Here is a 25552-nt window from a genome sequence, read left to right on the forward strand (position 1 = left end):
ATCTTCCATTTTCATTCCCTTGGATGTTTTAAATTCTCAACATGGATGTTTCATATAAATATTTTTTGAGGTCAACTTGTGCAAAATAGCAACTTTACTCTCCAAGTGGAACGGTTACAGTTTTCACTTGCCCCTTTTGATTTGTCACCCGGATTGTCACGGCATCTGGCCGTTCAGATATGATGGAAGCCCTGACCCCCTTTTCAACCTGTTCAGAAGGGTACAGGAGCCATACAAACCTGCTGCCAGAATTAATCTCAGTTGTATATATCGATGTCACATTGGGTTCATACTCATTGTACTCTCTGCTGTACCAACCCTGAATTTCAGGCTCTTCCTCTCCTTCAACCAGCCGGATCTTCCACTGCTGTTTGCCGACAGGGATAACCTGAAGGTTGCCCCGCTCATTCTCAGTAGAGACACTGTTCCCTTCAACAGCAATCTTGCATGTCGGATGCCAGTGCCAAAGTGCATCTATCTTCCTGGGCCGGTCGGTCTCAACCTCATCCACCACAATCCAGAAATCGCCTCTGGAGTAATAGAGGTGTCTGGTGTGGTTCACCCTCCCTTCCGTTTCCGGGAAGAGATCAAAAGAACCGCAGGCATAATCATAAGTTTGGGTAACTTTCCACTGCTTGTCGGAAAGAGGCCTCTCTGCAAGCAAAGGAGCTTTCCCTTGTCCCTTCCCGTCGAAAAGAAGCAGATTGTGGGCTTGGCTTCCAAGTGCATATGGTCTGAATTTCGCTGCAACAGCCCCCGTATAGGCAAATCGACCGGCATCCACCAGCAGATCGCGGCCGTAGGCGGAAACGCAGATATTGAGCTTGTCGTTGTGCTGGTGACCGGTTCCCCAGGGACCGATATCGAAGAACGACCAATGGGCGTCGGCGTCAAACCCGCTCCGGGAGATCAGTTGCCCGGCCCATGGAAATAGGTAGGAGGGTCCATCCGAAGGTTTCGAGCCCGACTTCCCGTTGGTCGCAATATAGACCCAATCGGGTTTGCCGTAGGTCTCGGCCCCTTTCAGGATCAGGCTACGGTCACTTCCCAGGTCTCCGTCGTTGTTCAGGATCCGATTGCCGTCGGGACGTACAGCATGTGCAATGTAACCATACATCGCCTCGATGGTCTGGTCGAAAAAGGGAGGCAGTACTTTGCCGGCCCGGTCACAGATCTCCTTGAAGAGTTCAAAATTGACCAGCGAAACATTATGGTAATGGGAAGAGAGCTCGGTCTGCGCTCCATCAGGGTAGACCTGATCCCTCATGCTTTGCCCCATCACCTCTATCGAATAGTTCAACCACTCCTCCGCATCCCTATACTCCGGGAAACTGGTAGCAACGGTTGCCAGCGCAGATATCTCCATCGTCAGCCAATTGTTGACACTGTGAAAATTACGGTTGTAGTGTGCATGGTCGGGAATAGAGCTCAATATCAACAGGCGGGTCGAGGGCAACAGGTATTCACTCTTCAACATGCCGTAGAAGATACGGGACCACACTTTGGACCGGAAACTGACTTCAAGTCCCCTCCACACCGAGCCATCCCCCTTTTCACCGGGATATGGCAAGCTCTTGATGATGAAATCGCGAAGAAACTCATCAACATAGATGGCATATTTGGGATTCCCCGTCTCCAGGTAACTTTCAAAAACTTGATTCAGCTGGCTGTGCCGGTTGGAGAGCCAGGCCCATTCCCGGTCGTTGTTCGGCCCCTTGTAATGCCAATCGCGGTGACCGTCAGCTGTCAGTGGTACTTTTCCCCTGACATGCTGGATCACAAAGATATTCTCCAAGATCGTATCGGCAGCGGCTACTGTCCGTCCGGAAGCGGTGGGCATCTCTTTTCGAAGGTGCGGTGCATTGCTGCACGATGAATAGTAGGCAAGCAGCTGCTTGCAGGCTTCAGTGAGATCCTGCGACACGACAGCCTCTTTCACCCTCTCCAGTCCTGGATAATCAAGATTGAATGCCTCCAGCATCCTTTTCATTTCAGCGGGGTATGCGCGGCACACATCCTCAACCGAACAGATGTTCCGCCACTCCTGAGCGGTTGTCGTTACTGCCATTCCCGGCAACAACAGCAGCAGGCCTGCCAGCAATAGATAGTTAACCGATCTTCTCATTCTATTTGTTCCTGTTTATCATGATTAATTTCTGGATTAAGATCTATTCCGGCCTCAACCAGACTGCCATTGGGCTGTTCAATCCGCTTGATCCGCTCTGTCGGACGGTCCAGCTTCAGCGGTGCGGTAGCGAGTCGAAACCTCCAGGTTACTGTTTAAAGCGTATACCCAATCCACTTTTTCTGGCCATATTCGGTTATCTCCAAATTCACATTGGATAGCGGCCGATCTGCAGATTCATTGAGGAGTTTCACTCTAATATCCGGCTTTACCCCATTATAGGGGAGCAGCAGAGTGACATATCGCACCACCTTTTCCCTACCATTTTTTTTAACATGGAAACAGAAGGCCGACCGTGGCTCCTTCACCGTATATACATGCGAGACCCATCCCTCCTCTTCCCGAAGCTCCATTTCACCCATCTCCCGGCTGCACTTCAGGAAGAGATTCCATCCCTCCGGATAACTGGTCTCGATTGAATATCTCTTCTTATCTACAATCGGTTCACCCGGAGCAAGCTGGAAATGCAATTCCACATCACCTGCCGCACTACCGTATGCTTCATCGATAATCACAAAATAGCGCTTATCCACAAACAGCACCGATCGCCGGTGCGTCAGGTCGTCATAACTTCTGTTCTCAACAACCAGCAGATCCAGATCGTTGTGGCACTCCCATTTCAAAAGTGCTGGAGCGTAAGCCGAATTGCGGTCGTCCAGTGTAAGGGTCTGGTGAACTTTTGTCTGCCGGAACCAGGCTCTCCCTTCCCAATCACCGCTATAGATATAGCTTCCTGCATCGGGCATCAATATCCTGCCACCCGCATACAATCCAAAGGTGCCATTATCGGGCTGGGAATGGCCTCCTCCATCCGGCCCGCACTTCAAGGCCAGGAAGATGGCATCCCGCTCCCAACTACTCCTCATCGAGTAGAGGCCGCTTTCAGGAAGGGCAAAGGCTCTCTCGGCCGGAGCCTTTCCTTCGGCTCCACCGGTTGCCATATAGAGGAAATCCTCCCTGTTGAAGAGTTTCGACCAAGCCATGAAGCGACTCTTATATTGTCCGGGTTCACCGGTCCATGCATCTCCAAACTGCACCACTGTTCCATCGGGATGGCACAACTTCATCGGCACTTCGCACATCTTCTCGATCTTCTTCTCATAGCTCCGGGGAAAGGCCTCAGCCAGCCCATTCATTTTGGCCAGTTCATAGCTTCTCAGGAACCAGCTTATACATCCCACATGATATCCCATCGCCAGCTCTCTCTGATGTCCGTCGGGATAGACCTGTTTGTCGATCTCAACATTCAGTCTTCTGAAGGCCTCGCTCCTCCAGGCCGGCGACTCCTTGAACTCAGGGAAGAGAATGGCAATGAATGCCAGGCCTTCGGCTTCCATCAAGGCCCAGTTGCTGTTGGTGGTATATTTGATCATCAGCAGTGTGGCATGATCATGGAGGCTGTTCAGGAAATGGATCAACACCTCCGGCGTAAATGAGGGAGAATCGATAAAGCGCTGATACAGCTCACACCAGCTATTGCCCCGTATACCGGTCTCGATTGAGCGCCAGGCATAGCTATGCTCTTCATCGTATGGATTCTTTCTCACCCAGTCGATCAGTTGCTCACCCCATGCCCGGGCATATCTCTCGTCTCCCGTATGCCAGTAGGCCCTGCCCATGGCATTCCAGAAATACATCCGGTTTAACTGCCAGACCCATTCATCATCGGGTACAGGGCGCGCCCCCCAATCGATATCGTCACCGCAGAAAAAACGGGGATAGGCCGGTTGCCCCACAAAGATATGTTTCAAGGCATCATCAGCCATTTCAATGTCCGCTTTGGATGCCAAATTGCCCAGGCTCCCGATCCTATCCTCCCGTTTTACGGGATGGTGAATACCCCTCCTCGAACGAAAGTAATCCAACAGGACAGCTCCTTGCTTTTCTCTCTCCTTCGATTGTAGAATCTCCTTCTCCAGGGCAGCTGGAAGATCAAGCTTCTCCAGCAGGCATTCGACAGACTGCTTTTCAGATGGACATTTGTCGGATTGCAGGTTGTTCTGCTGCTTCCCGAAAATGGGGAGTAGTGCAAAAAGATGCAACAAGATAACAAGTGAGGTTTTGCTCATGGTTGCCAAGTGATAAATTTACGGTACTATACATCACCTTCCGATACGCTATCCGCCGGAATTCTACAGAAGTCTGAATTTCAAGAGTGGTCGCGTCAATCGAGGGAGACATTTCAAGAATTCAGGGGTCACAATTGAGATCGACTCTGCATGAACAAAAGTAGTCATAATCCAGTCTAATTAACAAGCAATATCATTAACAATAGTTAATAAATAGGCAAAGATCCCATACAACGATCAGTGCAAACTCAACAGACAGTGCAGACCTACTGGTTCCCCACTTTGGCTGCCCATCTATCCATTATCATGGCAACGGCACCGTCACCGGTCACGTTACAGGCCGTTCCGAAACTGTCCACTGCAATATAAACGGTAATCATCAAGCCGATCATCTGTTCATCGAAACCCAGCATGGACTGAATAATCCCGATAGCTGCCATAATGGCTCCACCGGGAACACCGGGAGCCGCAACCATGGTAATCCCCACCATAAAGATAAAGCCGACAAAAGTGGGAAAATCTACCGCCATTCCGAAGAAATAGATGATTGCCAGCGAAAAGCCGACAACCTTCATTGCACTTCCGGCCAGATGGATCGTAGCGCAGAGCGGGATCACAAAGGAGGCTACATTGGGATTGACCTTGTTGTTGAGCGCACATTGAAGCGTCACGGGGATGGTTGCAGCCGATGAAGATGTCCCCAATGCCGTCATATAGGCAGGGAGCATCGTTTTCAACGCCTTCAGTGGATGGCGACGTGAAACGGCACCAGCAACTGCATACTGGATAAGCAACAGCAGGATATGCAGCACAAAGATCACCGATATCACTTTCAGGAACAACATGATTACGGAGTAGACCTGTCCGGAAATCGAGATGGAGAGGAACATCCCGAAAATATATAGTGGTAACAACGGGATAATGAGTGTGCCGATGATCATCGTCACGATGTCGCGGAAATCGGAAAAGGCTTTCTGCAACGTCTCTCCAGCAATGACCGAGAGCCCGATACCAATGCAAAACGACAAAATCAGAGCCGACATCACATCCATGACAGGGGGCATTCCAATCGAGAAAAAGGTCTTGATGGCACCTTCCTCGATACTTTGAACCGACGCCGCATCAATTGTACCGGTTATGATTTTCGGGAAGACCGCTTGACACGAAAAAAAGGTAAGAAACCCCGAGAAGAGGGTCGACAGGTATGCGATGGCAGCAGTGATCAACAAAAGCTTCCCTGCACCCTTTCCCAACTCGCCAATGGCGGGAGCAACCAACCCGAGTATGATCAACGGTATGAAAAACGACAGGAAGTTTCCAAACAGATCGTTAAACGTAGCGAAGATCCTGGCAAACCAGACCGGCACAAACTGTCCGAGCATGATTCCCAATATAATGGCGATAACAACGCGTCCTAACAAAGGTATTCTCTTCAAATGGATCAATATTTTACTCATAATAAGTATGATTTAGGTTCCTTGCGAACATCTGGACTTCACTCCTCAAACTGCGCGGGATATCTACATCACAAGGGAGGAGATATTCACCACCTGCATGGAAACAGCTGAAAGCGCCCTCACGATATCGGGTTCATTATATCCGTGGGGCGCTTGTTCCAGCAGGGTCAGAGATAGTGTCTCATGATCGTTTCTCAGAACAGAGGTTGATTGTGTTCAATTTTAGACTTTCTCAACAGTGCTTCAAGAAAATAGTAATCGGCATAGACCAACGGCACATCAATCTCGGAGTTGAGCGATTTTGCCCCGGTACTATGGAGCAGCAGAAATCCTCCATCCGCACCGGGAGCGGCACGATAGCTGCTTGTAAGATTCTCCAGGATGGTATCGGCCCACTGTCTGTAGAGTCCGGCATCCTCCACATTGTAACCGCTGAGTTCATACAGTGCTGAAGCTATAATGGCTGCGGCCGATACGTCACGCGGCTCATCCGGAATTTCAGGTGCGTCGAAATCCCAATAGGGAATCAGGTCATCCGGAAGACGTGGATGGGAGAATATGAAATCGGCAATATGGTTTGCCTGATCCAGATAAAGCTGATCGCCAGTCTCCCTGTACATGAGGGTAAAACCGTAGAGCGCCCACGCCTCGCCTCTCGACCAGGTAGACTCATGGGCATAACCTTGATGAGTATGCCTGTTCAGGACTTCACCGGTTATGGTGTCGTAGTCCACCACATGGTAAGTACCGTAATCGGGCCTAAAATGGTTTTTTATTGTACTGTTTGCATGGTTGACGGCAATCTGGTAGAAAGTAGAGTCGTTGCTCTCCCTGAATGCCCAGAAGAGCAGCTCCAGATTCATCATGTTGTCGATAATTACCGGACATTGCCACTTATCCCCGTTATGATCCCAAGACCTGATAATCTTTGCTCCCGGTTTATATCGGGTTGCCAATGAGCGGGCAGCATCAAGGAGGATCTCCCTGTACTCCTGATCACCGGTAAGACGCAATCCATTACCGAAACTGTTGTACATCATGAATCCGAGATCGTGTGTCCCTGTGTGGTATCTGAGAACCTGCAACGGCTCCGTAAATTTCCTGGCCCTCTCTTCCCAAGCCGGATCATTGGTCATCTCATACATGAACCAAAGTTCACCGGGAAAGAAACCGCTTGTCCAGTCGTGTGCAGTTACCACTTTCAATGAACCATCCTTTTCGAGTGTTCTGGGGCTGACCAGCGGCCGGCTCGCCCTCCGGGCAGAGTCACGCGTATCCTTGCTGATGGCTTCGGTTGTGAGATCGATTGCATATTGCAGCTGCTGTGCAGCAAAGTTGAAGTTCTCGGCGACAATATCATTTGATTGTCCACTCTTGCAGGACTGCAACATGGTCAGTGCCGTGCATAAAAACAGGGTAATGAATGTTCTTGCGTTCATTTTTCTTGTTTTGCTCAATTTTAATTTCGGTATTATCTCTTCTCTTCTTAACGGTAACTCAACTATCCAAATTCAGGTAAAAAATGGATTGCCGACTCCCCCTCTCGATCTGGTTCCGGGCACATATCGCTTATTGAGGGCCGATATCAGGCGAACTGCAGATCTGAAAATTACAGCTATCTGGTCTGTTACCTCCAAATTTTCTCTCTCCACGGGTATATTTGAACTCCCCGGTCAAAACAAGCAACCCACTATTCTCAGGTACAACTTGAGGTGAGTTCAATGTTAAAAATAGGAATAGCCAGTAGGAATATAGCGGACAAATTTCCAGCCATAAAGTTACAGAAATTTATTTCATGATCGACCACTTTCTCAAAGAATTTGACACCCTGCCGAGGGAGCATTCACTTCTAGTGGAGAAGAGAAGGAAGAGAAACCGTAAAATCACGATGTCGCAAAAGCGAAGTGACGACCATACTGATTCTGTTCCACATCAGGTCGTTCATGAACTCGAGAAGTTACCATCTCTGACATTGCTGGCTTACCTGCCCTTTGATTCTCTGCTGGTATAAAACAGAAATAAAAGCAATGAAAGAAACGTCACAATGATACCCATACTGTATGCAATGTTTTTTGAAAGGGCAAGCCCCTCCGGAGCAAGCATGATGTAGGTGGTAACCACTGCCGTCATGAATAAGGCCGGGAGCAGGGTTATCCAGAAACCCTTCCCTTTCTGGAAGAGATAAACCGTTATGGTCCAAAGGACAACCGTTGCCAGGGTCTGATTGGACCAGGCAAAGTAGCGCCAAACTACATCGAAATTGATGGTTGTCAGCACAAAACCGACAACAAAGAGCGGAACAGTAATAATCAGCCTGTTCTTGATTGGTTTCTGATTGAATTTCAACAGATCGCCAACCGTAAGCCTGGCGCTCCTGAAAGCGGTATCGCCAGAAGTGATCGGCGCAGCAACAACACCCAGTATGGCCAATATTGCCCCCACTCTTCCCAACAGGGAGTTGGAGATCTCATTGACCACCCAGGCGGCATTGCCTTTTTGCGCAATCATAACCTCTCCCAGTTCCTGTATGCCACCGAAGAAACTCATGCTGATTGCGGCCCAGATCAGTGCTACAACACCCTCGATAACCATTGCACCATAGAATACCTTTCGCCCCTCACTCTCATTTTTTATACAGCGTGCCATTAAGGGCGATTGTGTGGCGTGAAAACCTGATATGGCGCCACATGCAATTGTAATGAAGAGCATGGGGAAAATGGGAAATCTCACTTTGTCGTAATGAAAGTTCTGCCAGTTCTCCGGGATCAATTCCGGGATGGAAAATCCCTTAATTATTAACGCAATAATCAGGCTGACTGCCATGAAGAGCAGTGCAAATCCAAAGAGTGGATATATCTTTCCTATGATCTTGTCGATCGGCAACAAGGTTGCTAAGATGTAGTAGCCAAATATGATCCAAACCCAAAATTTAAAATCGAGGGTTGCTGGCGTCAGGTTGGCAAGTATACCGGCAGGACCGGAAATGAAGACTACCCCGACAAGGACTAAAAGCACAATCGTAAAGACCCTCATCAGCTGTTTCACGCCTCCCCCCAAATAGATACCGATAATTTCAGTTATACTTAATCCACCGTGCCTTACCGACAACATGCCCGAAAAGAAGTCATGTGCTGCCCCTGCAAATACTGTCCCGAGCACTATCCAGACAAATGCAACAGGCCCCCATAATGCGCCGGCAATTGCACCGAATATTGGACCTAATCCGGCAATGTTGAGGAATTGAATAAGGAGGACCCGCCACCAAGGCATGGGCACATAGTCCACTCCGTCGCTCAGGGATGTAGCCGGAGTGGCTCTGTTGGGGTCAACCTCCATCACTCTTTCCAAGTACCTGGAATAAAGGATATAACCGCCCAAAAGTATAACAAGGGAAATCAAAAAGGTAATCATATCTGCCTAACTTACAAACTGTTGCAATCAATTTCAAAGCTCAATCTCCTTGACCAGTTTTTTAGTCGCTCTCGGGAAGGAGGTCTTTCTCAGGTAATCCTCCCACTGCTCTCTATCCGTCGAATAGCTTCTACCGGTGAGTTCCTTCAGTTCATTTGCTGCAAAGTTACTCAAATTGAAATGAATATCATCCAGGTAGTCGACAAGCAGGGAATAACCTCTTTTTGAACCGCATCGCGCCAACGCAGAGGCAATAGCTGTTTCAAGCACTGCCCCGAACACTTTCCATCTTGTTTCATGATAATTGTCGGTCATATATCCCCCCACATTTTCATCATCCAGTAACTTCTCGAGACCGGGGATCAGGGCGCTGTCGGGCACTCGTTCCGCAAAGAAACACAAGTTAAGGATACGGTTGTAGAACGGGATTATCTTCAAATCGATCCGTTCGTCGTAATAATCTGATTCTCTTTTTACCATACCGCCACCGGCAACCGTATTATCCAATATGTGTCTGATTACAGAAGTAGCTTCACGGTAACCGGCCATGGCCAACAGGGCCATATTCTGGTTGATCCGCCAAAATAGCCCTTTCAGCATATTTTTCTCCCTGCCCCGTATATCATCATACGTCTCCACAAATCCGCCAGGATAGCCCTTGGAGCGCTCTTCATCAAACATTTCAGCGAGTTCATTCATGATCAGTCGACACCCCTCACTCTCCCCGAACCAGGCAAGTGCTTTTGCCAGCAACAGTTTGCCGCGTCCATCCGGAGAAGAGTGGAAATTGTTTTTGAGCTCTGTTACACAACTCTCCTTACTCAATCTGCAGCATTCGTACAAAAACTCATCCTTCCCCTCTCCGAGACTTTTTATTCGAAAATCTATCTCCTCAGGATCATTCAATCTGTTTCCGGTTGTTAGATCTGAAAACTCACCCGGAATAAAGCCGCGGGAGAACCATTCCTTTTGAAGCTCCTTTATCTGAAAGTTTCTGAGATGGTCGTTTCCGACTGCTGACTTCGCAGCAATCTGACCCGCAAGGTAACCTAGCACGGTAAGATCAGCCGACATCCTTGTAAACTGAAGTACATTATGTGTCTGGGAGAAAGCTTTCCCCACCACCATAACACCCTCCAAACCTTTCGGCAGTAATGATCTGAACGGGATCTCCACTTTTACGATATTGGAATGAGGCAACAAGAAACCACACCGGGAATATTCACCGTAGCCCACAAAATGTGGATCGTAATCACTGCTTGCAACGGCAACTAAATCGTCAAAATGGGTCTTCTCAACTGCATCGATAAGATTTAGTTCGTAATCTCCAATAATTCTTCTCGACTCCCTTACTGTCAGATAGGGGTGAAAATCATAGAAATGGGCTTCGTAATGTGACAAGAAGAGTCCTCTCTGCAGTTCTGAAATTTTAGTGTTATCTATAATATCGTAATCCGAAGTTATCGGCGTCGGACTCTTTCCCCCACCGGCCAAATTCCATTGACTGTAGTTCTGTGTCATCCCGTTCCTGTCATTGCCATGGCGATAGCCGGCACCGGCAAAACAAGCAATGTCACCATCACCCGTTGAATCCACTACAATGTCTCCCAACACTTTCTCCAGTTTACCGTTCCTGCATATCAGGATCCCTTTTACCCGACCATCCTCTACAATGGAACCGCAAACGATGGATCCGGAAAGAAATTTTACATTGTTCTCCTTGAACCACTTCAGGAAGTAGTACTGACGGCCCGGCTTCTTGTTGAATCCAATCTCGTTGGCCAGTTTGTCCGATTCGCCTTCAAGTCTGTCTAAAAACCTGTTATCCCTAAGACCGTGGTAATAACCCATTACACCACCAACTGTTTTGGTTCCACCCGGATCATTAAAATAGTCTACAGCAACAACATCCGCCCCCATCTCGGCAGCTCCCATGGCTACCGGCGCTCCCGACGTACCGGATCCGCCCACTACTACTTGACATCCGGTTGAATCATGGATCCGTTCCGCGATTGAGCCATCACACTTTCTGAGCGGGACGGAGAAGTTGCTCTCGTTGTATTGCCGGGGGTTGATGCTATCTAACGAGAAAGTTTGTCCCGCTAAATGCACTCTTTTCTGAGGGCTCCCTTTTCCGGAAAAATCAATTTTTTTCACACACTGTGCAGCACTATCCCGGATAGCCAGTAACTGCTCACCATCAAGCTCACCTTGCAGATTCTCCAGCAAATAGTATCCACCAAGATCGATGACTGGCAACGGGGTATTCCCGGAAAGGAGAATCGAACTCTCATATGCGTAGTAATGAACTTTAGCCTTGGTCAAAGAGTCATCGATCAGTTTCAGGTTTCGTCCAACCTCTCCTGCAAGCAGCCTCGACTGCACCTCAATCTCTTCAAACTTCTGACTTTCAGGAGTGTACTGAAACTCAAGAAAAGCTTGATCATTCACATTTTTACCTCTGTGCATCCGGATCTCATTACCTTCCAATCCGAGATTAGCAGGGACTTTTACAATCTTCTTCTTCGGTTTGTCAACCCCCAGAAGCTCTAAAACAAAACCTACCTTCTCAACAGTGTACTTTTGCTGGATCAGGTTTCTGCTGAACAGCAGGTTATCAGAACAGTCAATAAACTTTCTGCATTTTACAGTAAACACTCCGTGCTTACAGGCAAGCAGTGCACCCGAGACCTTCTTTCCATCTGTAATCATTCCACACACATCGGTCATTAACAACAGATGGACATTATTAACGAGCAGGTTTCTGAGCAATCCCTTTTTGATTGAACCGGCAAAAAGGAGCAGTTCATCATCGAAACGGCTGCTATTCGGGCCAGTCCCACCAGTCGCAAAGATCTCGCGTGTCTCATCCTTAGGGAAGAATAGTTGTAACAATTCAGGATCCCAACGATCGACCCCTTGATCACCGATCCACAATCTTCTTTTTGCAGCTATTTCAAAACCGGGTGCAGGCCTTTTCTCCACAACCAGCACCCGCAATCCTCTCTTCATCGCCTCCATGGCCGCAAAATAACCGGAGAGGCCTGCACCGTTTATCACAACATCATACTCCTCAAACCTGATATTGTCGTCAAACTGTCTCTCTATTTCAGCCATCAACCGAGCCTTTGCAAAACCGGGAAGCAACATCACGGCTCCGGTGGCAGGAAGGCTATAGCTCAAAAATTCTCGTCTCTTCATTTTTTTTCATTTAGGTGACCATAATCACAAATTGTACAATTTATCAAGGATCGGGAATAGACTTGAAAGTCTATTAATCACTATGACATTCAATTATTTAATCTTGCTCTCCAACTCCTTTAAATGAAATTTGTAAACTTCCCTCGGAGTACAATTGTACTTCTTACACAACGAGGAAGCAATTCCAACCAACTCACCCATCATCCCTGTCGTTTCCTGGACTCGTGTCGCAGAAAGCACAATATGTGTCACGCTGATATTTCTGCCAGCCATAAACAGATTGTCTACATTTTTTGAATAAAGACAACGGTAAGGAATTCGAAAGGGAGGTATCACTTGATCTTCACGCAGGTACCTACGAGGCGTGCCCAGATCGTTAAAATAGTGTTTCATGGTAGAGATAAACTCTTCACCCGGGAAGAAGAAACTGTTCTTTGGCGTCGGGAAATGTTGATCCAAATCATATGTACACGTCACAAAGGCATCGTCATATTTCACGTACGCCCCTTCGGTATCTTGTTGCGTAAGAAGGATATCTCCCATCAAGCGGCGTGACTCGCGTTTTCCTGCCACATAAAAGAGAGCTTCCAGATCAAGATTAGCATAATCAGCCTTATCCTTACTTTTATTTTTCAGAAAAGCCCAATTCCCATAAATTGCCCTAAATAGATAATCACGAATAAATTCTGCCTCATTTACCTGATCATACAGAAATCCTGTTTCCCACCAATTACTACCCCGAGTAACTTTTTCACACGACTCTTCAGTGAATTGAATGGCCCATTTGCATTCTGGAAATGGAGTCGCATGCCCTACATCCTTGCTCCACCAAGTGAGGGAAGTACCCAACACCATATTATCGGGACGCTCTGGTGCCAGCGTTTCACGAGTCTCTCCACGCATCTCTCTTCCTACCCTGTATTCTGCACCTGCCAAGAATCCAATATTTCCGTCGCCAGTACAATCAACAAAAATTGGAGCATAAAAGATGGTTTCCACATTGGATTCAATGTCTCTTGCAGTGACAGAGGTTATTTTATTCTCCTTTTTTTCCAAATCAAAGAGATGCATGTTTGGGAAAAAGGAGAGGTTTTTCTCGGCCGCTATGACGCTATCCACATGTGCAGGGCGCCGATATACATTCTTGATCTCCCCGATCACATCTCCCAATCGGGGGTAAGGCATCAGATTAAGTCCTCCGCTGGCTACAACCCGCACTTCAACGCTATTGTTTCCACCGGGGACAGGCCGATTATGAATCAATGCCACCTTAAGTCCCTCGCGTGCACCTTTAATTGCTGCACCCAATCCGGCAGTACCTGCTCCTACTACAACCATGTCGTATGTTCCTCCATTGATGGGTTGCCCGGTAAAACCAAGAAGTTTCTTACGAAATTTGTACATCTGTTCCCCTTCATTAGGAATCTGCACCTCTTTTTCTTTAGAAAAGAGGATGGCGTCACACCGACCGTTGAATCCTGTCAGGTCATGTAAAGCTATTCTGTTTCTCCTCTCTTTTATCTCTATAGTTCCAGCATATTCCCAATCCCACTTTTCACCTAAGCCCAACTCATTATCCAACCGTTTGCCATTCACCGACAGATGAAAACGGCCCGGTTTTTCTTCGGTTTTCCAGGGGGCACACCAGTTCCACGTCCGGACATATACATGCCATATGCCTTTCTCCGGGATAGTTACCGACGTTGAAGCATCTGCAACAGGTTTTCCCATGCCGTGAGCCATCAGGAACGGGGAGCCCATTTGATCAATAAATTGCTGGTCAAGAACCCAACCCCCCTTAACTTCAAAACTCTCGGCCTCGACCAATACCATTCTCCTGTTATTTCCCAGAGAAACAGAAACAACAACTGTATATATCCCCAAAAATATTAAAAATTTCTTTATCATATGAACTCATTAGTGTCCACTAAAAATTAGAAAATGTTCTTTGAAATTATTGATATACTATACTTTACAGGACTTTTTTCGGCGTGACGATTTGAATTTTTATTTTTGTTCTTTTTATTACGAAGGAACAATGAACAAAGGCAAATTCGTGTATGCTCAGATTGTAGAATTCTTACCTCAGCGAGTTTTTGACACCATTGTCTTAAAGTATGATGGTAACAGATATGTAAAACATTTTACATGTTGGAATCAACTTCTTGTAATGGTGTTCGGGCAACTTACCAACCGTGACAGTTTACGTGATTTGATTGTGGCAATTGAAGCCCACAGCAGAAAAAGTTACCATCTCGGTTTTGGAAAAAGTGTTACCCGTAGTAATCTTTCAAAAGCAAATGAAAATCGCGATTATAGGATCTTTGAAGAATTTGCTTATTATCTCATCGGAGTTGCCAGACAAAAGCTGGAAAACAATGATTTTGAGATAAAAGGTAAAGTCTATGCTTTCGATTCCACAACCGTCGATTTATGCTTGTCAGTATTCTGGTGGGCTAAGTTTCGCAAGAATAAGGGTGGAGTAAAAATCCACACTCTTCTGGATATAACCACACAAATACCGGTTTTTGTGCATATTACAACTGCTTCGGTTAATGACATGAATGCAATGGATATAATTCCATATGAGGTGGGTGCCTATTATATCTTCGACAGAGGATATGTTGATTACACCCGTCTTTATAGGATTACAAAACTGGAATCTTCATTTGTAGTCAGAGCCAAAAAGAACCTGAAGTTTGAAGTTAAGTCTCATAATCCGGTAGATGAAACTACAGGTGTCATGACCGATCAGACAGGTTTCTTGAAAGGATTCTACACATCTAAAGATTATCCTGAAAGCCTCAGGAGAGTTGCATTTTATGACAGGGATAAGAACACGACGCTCATATTCCTTACAAATAATTTTGAACTCACAGCCGATCAGGTTGCAATGCTTTATAAGAACCGTTGGCAAATAGAACTGTTCTTCAAATGGATCAAACAGCATCTAAAGATTAAATCTTTTTGGGGAACTTCCCGGAATGCGGTTAGAATCCAAATATACAGCGCAATTATCGCATATTGTTTGGTTGCGATTGTAGGACACGATTTACAAATCAAGCGAACAACTTACGAGATTTTGCAAATTTTAGGAATCTCTCTTTTAGATAGAACTCCTGTAAATGAACTATTTACCAATATAGATATCAATGATGTCAAAGATCGAAATGATAATCAACTGACGCTCAATTTATTTTAAGTGGACAGTAGTGATCCGGAATAGAAAAAATCAAATTAAATTGATTTTAATAAGTTGCTCATAAGTTGCTATATTATGAACAATCTTCGGTCGGATCGAAATCAACCTCTTCCGCATCGTGGTCTGGAAATAAATGAGTACTTTTGCATGGCAATATAGAATGTAACATGACAAAAAAAGAGTCCGACAATATTGTTTATTCATCAACCGTAATCGACTTTGTGACGGTCGCCGTTGAGTTCTGCGCCTTTCTGGAGAATAACGGGATCGTTTCCAGAAAGGAGTGGATCGACAGGATGCTTAAACTGCTGCCGCTGATCTATATCAAGGCGGCACTACTGCCTCAGACAGTTGAAATAAATGATGAATCCCCAGAGACATTTGTAAAGGAGGAGGATTACGCCCGGGTATCGGCTGCAGTCTCCACCATCATGGGCGAAGAGGATGTCTACCTGGATGTCTTTATCGAAGAGATGAAATACAGCGATCGACCTGTTTCGGCATTCGTTTCTGAAGACATTGCAGACATCTACCAGGATGTCAGGAACTTTGTTTCGGTCTACCAGTATGGCCTGACCGACCAGATGAACGATGCACTTTTCATCTGCAAACAGAATTTCGAGAACTACTGGGGCCAGAAACTGATCAATGTATTGAGGCCGCTCCATTCGTTATACTATAACGACCAAGATGAGCAGTTGACGGATGATTTAAGTGAGGAGGAGGAGTTGTGGGACTAACCATTTCAAAAGAGGTAATAGCAGAACTTCCGGTAGAGGTTTTCACAGGGAAAATAGTTGTAGTAGATCATAAGGAGGAGGTGGGCAAGGCTGTTGCCGCCTTAATAGAGCACTCCAGTCTGGGTTTCGATACCGAAACCAAACCTGCATTCCAACGGGGCCATTTCCACAAGGTAGCACTCATGCAACTCTCCACAACAGATGAGTGTTACCTCTTCAGGTTAAACAAGATCGGATATCCAGACGAACTGGATGAGATCATCTGCAATCCCGCGATCAGGAAGATTGGGCTCTCGCTTCGCGATGACTTTGCCGCCATCCGGAAACGGTCGGACAAAAAACCGGTCAACTTCATCGACCTTCAATCATTTGTCGATGATTACGGGATCGATGACAACGGATTACAAAGGATCTACGCGATCCTCTTCGGGAAAAAAATATCCAAAAGCCAACGGCTCTCCAACTGGGAAGCCAGCTCACTGACCGAAGCCCAAAAAAATTATGCAGCCATCGATGCCTGGGCTTGCCTGCGCATCTACAATCACCTGATCAGCAATGGAAACAAATAAGAGTTATCGGATTACCCTTCGCCCCAAAAAAGAAGAATCGCTCAAGCGTTTTCACCCTTGGGTATTTTCGGGCGCAATCGCAAACAGAGAGCCTGGATTACAGGAAGGTAACGTTGTCAGGGTCTTCTCGGCCAATGGAGAGTTCCTTGGCACCGGTCACTATCAGGAGGGTAGCATTTCTGTCCGGATCCTGTCGTTCAGCGACGAACCGATAGATGTGGATTTCTACTCCCGCCGCATTGCCTCGGCATACCGGCTACGCCGGATAATCGGATTATTGCATGCCGCAAACAACAGTTACCGGTTGATCCATGGTGAAGGAGACAACCTGCCGGGACTGATTGTGGACATCTATGGCAAAACAGCCGTCGTTCAGGCTCACTCCTCCGGAATGGATGCCGACAAGGAGATGATTGTGGAGGCACTGCTGGAGGTCCTGGGTAAAGAGAACCTCGAGAACGTATTCTACAAATCTGAAGGTACCCTTCCGGCAAGATCGGCCATTGAGACTGGCGATCGCTATCTGCTGGGGGGTGAACATGTTGATGCTGTCGCGCTGGAAAATGGATTAAAATTCAATATCGACTGGCTTCGCGGTCAGAAGACAGGATTCTTTATCGATCAACGTGAAAACCGCAGCCTGCTCGAAAAATATGCAGCAGGGAGAGACCTGCTAAATATGTTCTGCTACACCGGTGGGTTCTCGGTCTACGCCATGCGTGGTGGCGCCCGGTCGGTCCATTCCGTAGACAGCTCATCCAAGGCTGTGATGTTAACCGACGAGAATATCCGCCTCAACTTCGGAGAAGATCCTCGCCACACCTCTTATGCCGAAGATGCCTTTAAATTTCTGAAATGCGCCTCCACAGACGCTTACGACCTGATCGTACTTGATCCGCCTGCATTTGCCAAACACCGAGGAGCGATCAACAATGCTCTGCAGGGGTATAAGCGTCTCAATCTGGCTGCACTCGAAAAGATCAGACGGGGAGGTCTCCTCTTCACCTTCTCCTGCTCACAGGCCATCTCCAAGGAGCAGTTCAGACTGGCCGTATTCAGTGCTGCGGCCATCTCGGGCAGGAAGGTCAGCATCCTGCATCAACTTACACAACCGGCCGACCACCCCATCAACATCTACCACCCGGAGGGAGAGTACCTGAAGGGGTTGGTATTGCATGTGGAATAAAGTGTGGCATAAAGTGTAAAAAAAACAGTCATCATTTAACTAAAAGGGGCCATTTAGGTTAATTGTTGCAAAATATATGCGTTTTTTTGCCGAAATATTTTTTTAGTGTAAAAAAAGCCCTTATATTTGCACCGTGTTTTTCATGGTATTAGATTTAAGGTTAACAATGAAGATTGGTTGTCGTGAGACAACCTTTCCTTTTTTTGTACCCTCACCAATTTTCAAAACCGTAAGGCAGCTGCAATCGGGCGATATTCACAAATTATAATCATTCAAATTTCGAAGTTGGAAGGTTAATCGCTATTTTTGTGTAACAATTTATGTAGCGATGGATTTCAGGACACCGGTAATAATTCCGGAATCTACTTTCAGGATAGATCATTCCACAAGGATAATGATGCTAGGCTCTTGTTTCACTGAAAACATCTGCAGCAAACTGTCGGAATGCAAGTTCAGGGTAACAGGAAACCCTTTTGGAATAGTATACAATCCCTCCTCGGTTGCAGCCGTCGTAAACCGGATACTTTCCAGCAGGGGGTTCAGTGAAACCGATCTCGTTTTCCACAATGGGCTGTACCATAGTTTTCTGCACCACGGCAAGTTTTCTCACCCAGATAAGGCAAGGTGCCTCGATAATATCACCAAGGCATTTGCCGGGGCAGTGGCAGCCATCGGGCAGACAGATCTCTTTATTGTCACTTTCGGGACAGCCTACCTCTATAGACTGAGATCAACCGGCGAGGTGGTAGCCAACTGCCATAAGTTCCCTGCCGACAGCTTTATTCGGGAAAGATTGTCCGTTGAGGAGATTGTGAAGGAGTGGGACGGGATCATCAACCGCATTTCCGCCCTGAACCCCGATACCAGAATCATCTTTACCGTCTCCCCCATCCGTCACTGGAAGGATGGCGCACACGGGAATCAGATCAGCAAGGCGATCCTGCACCTGTCGATCGACAGGCTGCAAGAGAGACATCCCGAGAGGGTATCCTATTTCCCGGCCTACGAGATCTTGCTGGATGAACTGCGAGACTACCGCTTCTTCTCAGATGACATGATGCACCCGTCACCCATGGCCATCAACTACATCTGGGAGCGCTTCAGCGATACATTTTTCCGGGAGGATACCCGGAAGATCATTGCAGAGTGGGAACAGCTGAACCGTTCACTTAAACATGCACCCTTACACGGACAAACCGACACGTTACGTCAGTTTCAAACGCAGACGTTACAACGATTGATACTTTTCAGGCAAAAATATCCCACTGTGGATTGCAGCCGTGAAATTGAAGAATTAAAAGAAAAAATCAAACAATGAAGTACTCAATCCAAAAAATAGCCTCGATACTGGGCATAAAGAACCAATATCTTTTAGAGGGCGAAATAACACAACTGCTTACAGACAGCCGGAAGTTGAATTATCCCCAGGAGACACTCTTCTTCGCCATCGAGACAAGGCAGAACGATGCACACAAGTTTATTGCCGACCTTTATGGCTCTGGCGTCAGGAATTTCGTAGTGACCAAAATTCTACCGGAGTGGAAATCTTTCACCGATGCCAATTTTCTCAAAGTTGGCAACACACTCCACGCCCTGCAGAGAGTGGCCGCATATCACCGTAAACAGTTCGATATTCCGGTGATAGGGATTACCGGAAGCAATGGGAAAACGGTTGTCAAGGAGTGGCTCTATCAGCTTCTGGAGGAGGATTACAATATTGTCCGCTCACCTCGTAGCTACAACTCCCAAACCGGCGTTCCGCTGTCGGTCTGGGAACTGAATCAGAATGCCACCCTGGCCATATTCGAAGCCGGCATCTCCCAACCCGACGAAATGAAATATCTCGAACAGGTTATCCGACCCACAATCGGTGTATTTACAAAGTTGGGCGAAGCTCACCAGGAGAACTTTTCGTCTCAACAGCAGAAATGTATGGAAAAGCTGGAGCTTTTCACCAATAGCAACGTGGTCATCTTTGAGGAGGACAACAAGATCATCAACCAATCGGCCGACATGATGGTCTTGTTGCAAAAAGCATTCTGCTGGTCGCGGAAATATCCAGATGCCCCACTCTACATCCGTAAGACGGAGAAGAACGGTGAGAGGACTACCATCCATTACTCCTTTCTCAATTTCGACTACTCGGTCACGATCCCATTTACCGACGACGCCTCTGTTGAGAATGCCATCAGCTGCCTCGCGGTAATGCTCTACCTGAACGTCAAGCCGGAGAAGATTTCAGAACGGATGATGAAACTGGAGCCGGTAGCCATGCGTCTCGATGTCCGTCAGGGAAAGAACAACTGTATCATCATCAACGACACCTACAACTCCGACATCAACTCCATAAAGATTGCGCTCGATTTCCAGCAGCAGCGGAAACTGGAAAGAACAATGAAGAAGACATTGATCATTTCAGACATACTTCAGACAGGGCTGTTGCCGAAATCACTCTATAAATATGTGGCCGAACTGGTACAGCACGGCCGTATCGAGAAACTGATCGGGATCGGTCATGATATTTGCGAGAACAGTGAGGTATTTACTGTCGGGGAGAAATTCTTCTTTCGGTCGACCGAAGATTTCATCCGTTCCGAGATCTGGAAAAGTTTCGAAAACGAGCTGATACTGCTGAAAGGTTCACGCAAGTACCATTTCGAGCAGATAAACGAGCTCCTTGAACAACGTGTTCACGAAACCGTTCTGGAGGTCGATCTGGATGCACTTGTCCACAACTTCAACTTCTATAAATCGAGGATATCGCCCAACACGAAACTGATCTGCATGGTGAAAGCCAATGGTTATGGAGCAGGGGCTGTGGAGATAGCCAAAACGTTGCAGTATCACAGATGTCCCTATTTCGCGGTTGCAGTTGCCGAAGAGGGTATCGAGCTGCGCAAGGAGGGGATATCAACTCCGATAATCGTGCTGAACCCCGAAGTCAACGGATTCGAGGAGCTCTTCTCGAAAGACCTGGAACCGGAGGTATACAACTTCAGGATTCTCGACGCCTTTATCAGGGAGGCCGAAAGGCGTGGCATAACCAACTACCCCATCCACGTGAAGATCGATACCGGCATGCATCGGTTGGGGTTCCTCCCCGCGCAGATTCCTGAACTGATCGGACGGTTAAAATCCCAGAAGGGTTTGAAGGTGAAGTCTCTTTTCTCACACCTGGCTGCCAGTGAAAGCTGGATGTTCGACAGTTTCACACAGGAGCAGATCGCCACTCTCGAAGCCGCACACCGGGAGATCTGCAGTCAACTGGGCTATCCGGTCTGGAAACATATCCTCAATTCAGCCGGCATCGAGAGGTTTATCGACGCCCAGTGGGATATGGTAAGGCTGGGAATTGGGCTATACGGGGTAAGTGCAAGTGGCCTGAGCGGCTTAAGGAACGTTGTCACACTCAAAACCACCATCCTGCAGATCCAGGAGATTCCCAACCACGAAACTGTCGGCTACGGGAGGAAAGAGACCCTCAACCGCGACACCAGAATTGCCACGATACGCATCGGTTATGCCGACGGACTGGACAGGAAGTGCGGGAACAGAAACGGGAAAGTGTGGATCAACGGCAAATATGCCCCAATCGTGGGAAATGTATGTATGGATCTCTGCATGATCGACATTACCGGCATCGATGCCAAGGAAGGCGATACGGTGGTGGTCTTCGGTGAAAACCTGCCCGTATTGGAGGTTGCCGAAAGCATAAATACCATCCCTTACGAGATTCTCACTTCGATCTCTCCCCGTGTGAAACGTGTATATGTAAAAGAGTAACAAAGACCTAAATATTGACAAAATGGAACAATTAAGTTTAACTACTCCATCGCTGTTGTTTTCAGCGATCTCATTGCTGATGCTGGCCTACACCAACCGCTTCTTGTCCTATGCACAGCTGGTCAGAAACCTGAAAGAGAAACTGACGGAGGACAAAAGCGCAGTGGCACTCCCTCAGATTGCCAATTTACGGAAAAGGCTGACCCTTATCCAGAGTATGCAGATTTTCGGCATAATGAGCCTGCTGCTTTGTGTGGTAAGCATGTTTTTTATCTATATAAGGATGTATAATGCGGCAGGCTACATTTTTGGGATTGCAATGATCCTGCTGATCATCTCACTGGCCATCTGCGTTCGGGAGATTCAGATATCGATGCGTTCGCTAAACCTGCATTTGCACGACATGGAAGAAATTGAAAAATGAATCAGTTCCATACGCTATTTAGCTACGCCACAGGATACGGCAGCAGGAACAATTGGTATAACCGTTAGTCCTTATGGTTGCTGTTGCAGTCGTGATGACTCCCGTGCGCGTGTGACTGGCAGCTTGCTCCTCCATCTTTCAGGTTACCCGTCAGGTATGCGTTCACCGATTCATCCACATCTCCCTGACAATTCCGTATAACCTGTATATTACAGGATGAAAGCTTGTTAATTGCTCCCTCTCCGATACCACCGGCAAGCATCACCTTCACATCCATATCAGACAGATCAAAAGCAATATTCGACTTACAACCACAGCCGGCTGGTGAGTGGAGTATTTGCTTATCCGTTATTTCGTTCTTTTCAGACACAGTGTAGATAGTGTAGAATGTGCAATGTCCGAAATGAGAATCGATTTGATTGTTGTCTTTTGTGGGTACTGCTATTTTCATGCTTCCGTTTTTATTTAATTGTTGTTGTGTATCCGGTGTAAAACCGGTTCAGTTGATTTCCCAATTGATTACGTAACCGCTCATAAACCTTTTCCCCGGTGCAATGCCCAGTGATGAAGCTGGTCTCCGGATAATTCGTTTTAAGCGCCGAGGCAATTGAACCTATTTCATCCGGAGATTCATACACCCGTCCTTCTTCACTATCGGGCAAATGAAAACCACCCATCACTGTCCCCACTTTTTTTCCGGTGGACAACGAAACGGAATCGAGGATATTCAGGATGCCCCGGTGTGCACAACCGGTGTAAACGAACAGATCTTCATGGCCAAAACTGAAGATCAGCTCGTGATTGAAGTCATCCGGAACAACTCCTTCTCCGGCATCCTTGTACAAGGCCTGATTTGCTTTGGGACGGGAATATTGCTTCGAAGAGGCCATAGACAAGGTGACCTCACGGAAAAATAGATTTTCCGTCTCCACATAGACAAAACGGTCTTTATGAGGTGTAAGATCCGCTTCGAGACTTATCCGGTGAAATCCGTTTCGTTCGGAGTAATAGAGTTGCCTCAACAGATTTCCTGAGAGATAAACAGGTGCAGTTTGGTTGAATTCGAGGAAAGCAGGCAAGCCGCCCACATGATCCACATGCCCGTGAGAGATAAATACAAAATCTACTGCACGGATATCAATGTTCATCTTTTCGGCATTCCGCATAAACCGGTCGGAAGCACCCACATCGAGCAAACAGTTGAATTGCGCAGTTTCCAGATAAAGGGAAAGCCCGTGTTCCGTCTCCAGCGATCCACCCTCTGCCCGATTATCAGACAGCACTGCAATGTTCATTTCTCTTCTGCATTTATGGGCATCAACTCGTCGTTTCCATATATTTTGCAGTCCTTGCAACGAACATGATTCTCCCTCCCCCCGACCAACTTATAACAACGTCTACAGCGAAACCACTCCCTGTCGAACTGCACGTTGCCACCCTCAATATTGACCATGTTCCCTTCCACCAACGCCTGAGCAATGGTTTTGCGGGCCTGTTCGTAAATGCGCGTCAAGGTAGGCCGGGATACGTTCATCTGCTCCGCTGCCTGTTCCTGACGCAATCCTTCGTAATCCAGTAAACGGATGGCCTCATATTCATCATACAACAAAGTAACCTCTTTCAACATTTTTCGCGGGATACCAAACGGCTTGAATCCCTGCATCAGGGGAGGATTGGATATTTTCCGATTTTGTTTGGGACGTGGCATGATGACCTCATTTTTTATATTGATGGTTACGTTTTCTGTTGCCATCACTCCCACCCGCTTTACGGCGCATACCCATTCCAACTCCCAACTCTTTCTTTTTTTCTTCAGGCGAGAGCAAACTGCATTTTCCCAATTTCCGTCCTGTTCCAAGACCTTGTCCGACAGGACCGCTTCCATCCATCTTTGGCATACTTTTATTTTTTACCTGTTTCACTCGTGTTATGCGGTTGTTCAATCTTCTATAAACCGTTTACAAAAATAACAATAATTTTGAACATATGTTCATTACAAGATGCTTTTTTTTAATAATTCACACAATAAGCACAAGGAGTAAGGAGGATTCCCCTTAAGAAAAAAACCGGATACCCGGTAAAACCGGTTCCGGCTCAGAATATTACAATAAAAAAAGCACCTCGATTGAGGTGCTTTTTTTATTGATATATCTCTTGCTTCTGAATTATTCAGCGAAGAAGATAGCAACACGGTTCCAGTCGTTTTCTGCGTAAGGCTGTTCAGTGTCGCCTTTCCAGTCGATAGAGATGCGGCTGCTGTCGATTCCGTACTCGTTAGTCAGAGCGTTTGCAACAGCTTTAGCACGTTTTTCAGAAAGTGCAAGGTTGTAAGCAGGTGTACCGGTCTGTCTGTCTGCATAAGCAACAATCTTAACGGTAGCGTTAGGATTGGCCTTCATGTATTCAGCGGTGTTGTAAACGCTTACTTGCTGACCCTTGTCGATCTTGTAAGAGTTGATACGGAAGAATACTACGTTCGGTACATATACGCTTTCAGTAACTGCAGGAGCAACTTCAGGACAATCTGGGCAAGATTCCGGTCTCTTTCTGAGGTTTTCGTTTTCAGCACGCAGTCTGTTGATCTGGCTGTTCAGGTCGTTGATCAGGTTGTAGTCCATCAACTCGGCAGGAGTGAATTCCTGTTTGCCGCCCAAACCAAATTTGAGACCTGCAGTTCCGGTAAACATGCCATCATATTCGAAATCGCCCTGGATACCGCTTCCGTCAAATGTTTCCTGGAGTACTCTCCAACCCAGTTCGAGGAAGAGAGAAACGCTTCTTGAAAGACGGAAGTTGTTGATCAAACCGAGGTTGTAAGTGAGCGATTGATTCTGGTTCTTGAAGAGATCACCATCAGGATTTGGTTTTTTCCAGTCTGCATCCAGACCGTACATGTAACCAACACCTGCATAAGGAGCGAGGTTCCATACCCTTCCAGGTTTGTAACCGCCCAACGCGTCGGTCAGGCTCCACATGATATCGAGGTGACCGCCCAGCCAGTTCTGTTCTGCTCCAACGGGAACATTGGCAACGTGTTTAATGTGACCGCCGTCGATAACAAGACGGGTACCCCATACCGGAGAGTTCCATCTTCCGATTTCAATCTGGCCCATCCATCCCAGACGATCGCCAAAGCTTGCATCAGCATCGTTTTCAGCTTTTGTGGTATAGATGTTGGTGCCACCGCCCAGACCAATATACCAATGGTCGCTGGCCTTGTCTTTCAGGTACACGGTACCGTTGGAGACATTTTGTACTTCCTGTGCACTCATGCCGAATGCAAAAAGAGCCGCAATTAAAAGTAAACTAAACTTTTTCATAAATC

The 25552-nt window shown here is 47.0% G+C and carries 19 protein-coding genes; 7 read left to right on the forward strand and 12 right to left on the reverse strand.

The features are described from left to right. Positions 1–94: 94 nt before the first annotated feature. From ING2E5A_RS12610 to ING2E5A_RS12645, 7 genes are all read right to left on the reverse strand, one after another. The gene (locus ING2E5A_RS12610; protein ID WP_071137704.1) at positions 95–2125 is read right to left on the reverse strand and encodes an alginate lyase family protein; all 2031 of its coding nucleotides are present in this window, start codon (positions 2123–2125) and stop codon (positions 95–97) included. Positions 2126–2280: 155 nt separating this feature from the next. Next, on the reverse strand, positions 2281–4254 hold the full coding sequence (locus ING2E5A_RS12615) for an alginate lyase family protein (RefSeq protein ID WP_071137705.1): 1974 nt from the start codon (positions 4252–4254) through the stop codon (positions 2281–2283). A gap of 266 nt (positions 4255–4520) precedes the next feature. After that, positions 4521–5711: a dicarboxylate/amino acid:cation symporter gene (locus ING2E5A_RS12620; protein WP_071137706.1), complete on the reverse strand. Its 1191-nt coding sequence runs from the start codon at positions 5709–5711 to the stop codon at positions 4521–4523. A 194-nt stretch (positions 5712–5905) separates the two neighbouring features. Beyond that, the gene (locus ING2E5A_RS12625; protein ID WP_083373340.1) at positions 5906–7150 is read right to left on the reverse strand and encodes a glycoside hydrolase family protein; all 1245 of its coding nucleotides are present in this window, start codon (positions 7148–7150) and stop codon (positions 5906–5908) included. Positions 7151–7691: 541 nt separating this feature from the next. Continuing rightward, the gene (locus ING2E5A_RS12635; protein WP_071137709.1) at positions 7692–9122 is read right to left on the reverse strand and encodes a carbon starvation CstA family protein; all 1431 of its coding nucleotides are present in this window, start codon (positions 9120–9122) and stop codon (positions 7692–7694) included. Positions 9123–9155: 33 nt separating this feature from the next. Further along, positions 9156–12323, reverse strand: coding sequence for an FAD-dependent oxidoreductase (locus ING2E5A_RS12640; RefSeq protein WP_071137710.1), 3168 nt, complete (start codon positions 12321–12323; stop codon positions 9156–9158). A 93-nt stretch (positions 12324–12416) separates the two neighbouring features. Next, positions 12417–14231: an FAD-dependent oxidoreductase gene (locus tag ING2E5A_RS12645; RefSeq protein ID WP_071137711.1), complete on the reverse strand. Its 1815-nt coding sequence runs from the start codon at positions 14229–14231 to the stop codon at positions 12417–12419. Positions 14232–14361: 130 nt separating this feature from the next. Here ING2E5A_RS12645 and ING2E5A_RS12650 point away from each other — a divergent pair, with 130 nt between their 5' ends. The 7 genes from ING2E5A_RS12650 (at position 14362) to ING2E5A_RS12680 (ending at position 22227) form a co-directional block, all read left to right on the forward strand. Further along, on the forward strand, positions 14362–15525 hold the full coding sequence (locus ING2E5A_RS12650; RefSeq protein WP_071137712.1) for an IS4 family transposase: 1164 nt from the start codon (positions 14362–14364) through the stop codon (positions 15523–15525). A 167-nt stretch (positions 15526–15692) separates the two neighbouring features. Then, entirely contained in the window at positions 15693–16265 is a 573-nt protein-coding gene (locus tag ING2E5A_RS12655; RefSeq protein WP_071137713.1) for a DUF5063 domain-containing protein, read from the forward strand. Continuing rightward, entirely contained in the window at positions 16256–16834 is a 579-nt protein-coding gene (locus ING2E5A_RS12660; protein ID WP_071137714.1) for a 3'-5' exonuclease, read from the forward strand. Before ING2E5A_RS12655 ends, ING2E5A_RS12660 begins: the two co-directional genes overlap by 10 nt. Beyond that, on the forward strand, positions 16821–18020 hold the full coding sequence (locus ING2E5A_RS12665; protein WP_071137715.1) for a class I SAM-dependent rRNA methyltransferase: 1200 nt from the start codon (positions 16821–16823) through the stop codon (positions 18018–18020). Before ING2E5A_RS12660 ends, ING2E5A_RS12665 begins: the two co-directional genes overlap by 14 nt. A 328-nt stretch (positions 18021–18348) precedes the next feature. Further along, complete coding sequence (locus ING2E5A_RS12670) at positions 18349–19338, forward strand: GSCFA domain-containing protein (RefSeq protein WP_071137716.1); 990 nt, start codon at positions 18349–18351, stop codon at positions 19336–19338. Further along, positions 19335–21803: a bifunctional UDP-N-acetylmuramoyl-tripeptide:D-alanyl-D-alanine ligase/alanine racemase gene (locus ING2E5A_RS12675; RefSeq protein WP_071137717.1), complete on the forward strand. Its 2469-nt coding sequence runs from the start codon at positions 19335–19337 to the stop codon at positions 21801–21803. Before ING2E5A_RS12670 ends, ING2E5A_RS12675 begins: the two co-directional genes overlap by 4 nt. A gap of 22 nt (positions 21804–21825) precedes the next feature. After that, positions 21826–22227: a DUF2721 domain-containing protein gene (locus ING2E5A_RS12680; RefSeq protein ID WP_071137718.1), complete on the forward strand. Its 402-nt coding sequence runs from the start codon at positions 21826–21828 to the stop codon at positions 22225–22227. Between the two features lie 64 nt (positions 22228–22291). Here ING2E5A_RS12680 and ING2E5A_RS12685 read toward each other — a convergent pair whose 3' ends face one another. The 5 genes from ING2E5A_RS12685 to ING2E5A_RS12700 all read right to left on the reverse strand — a co-directional run bounded on the left by ING2E5A_RS12685 (position 22292) and on the right by ING2E5A_RS12700 (position 25547). After that, on the reverse strand, positions 22292–22678 hold the full coding sequence (locus ING2E5A_RS12685) for a NifB/NifX family molybdenum-iron cluster-binding protein (protein ID WP_071137719.1): 387 nt from the start codon (positions 22676–22678) through the stop codon (positions 22292–22294). A 10-nt stretch (positions 22679–22688) separates the two neighbouring features. Next, on the reverse strand, positions 22689–23522 hold the full coding sequence (locus tag ING2E5A_RS12690; RefSeq protein WP_071137720.1) for an MBL fold metallo-hydrolase: 834 nt from the start codon (positions 23520–23522) through the stop codon (positions 22689–22691). Continuing rightward, positions 23519–23980, reverse strand: coding sequence for a DUF134 domain-containing protein (locus ING2E5A_RS12695; protein WP_083373342.1), 462 nt, complete (start codon positions 23978–23980; stop codon positions 23519–23521). Before ING2E5A_RS12695 ends, ING2E5A_RS12690 begins: the two co-directional genes overlap by 4 nt. Continuing rightward, the gene (locus tag ING2E5A_RS15940) at positions 23943–24125 is read right to left on the reverse strand and encodes a DUF5320 family protein (protein WP_083373439.1); all 183 of its coding nucleotides are present in this window, start codon (positions 24123–24125) and stop codon (positions 23943–23945) included. Before ING2E5A_RS15940 ends, ING2E5A_RS12695 begins: the two co-directional genes overlap by 38 nt. A 267-nt stretch (positions 24126–24392) precedes the next feature. Next, positions 24393–25547 carry an OmpA family protein gene (locus tag ING2E5A_RS12700; RefSeq protein WP_071137721.1) on the reverse strand — a complete coding sequence of 385 codons (1155 nt, stop codon included), beginning with the start codon at positions 25545–25547 and terminating at the stop codon, positions 24393–24395. Positions 25548–25552 lie beyond the last annotated feature (5 nt).

It is taken from the genome of Petrimonas mucosa (genome assembly GCF_900095795.1).
Lineage (GTDB): Bacteria > Bacteroidota > Bacteroidia > Bacteroidales > Dysgonomonadaceae > Petrimonas > Petrimonas mucosa.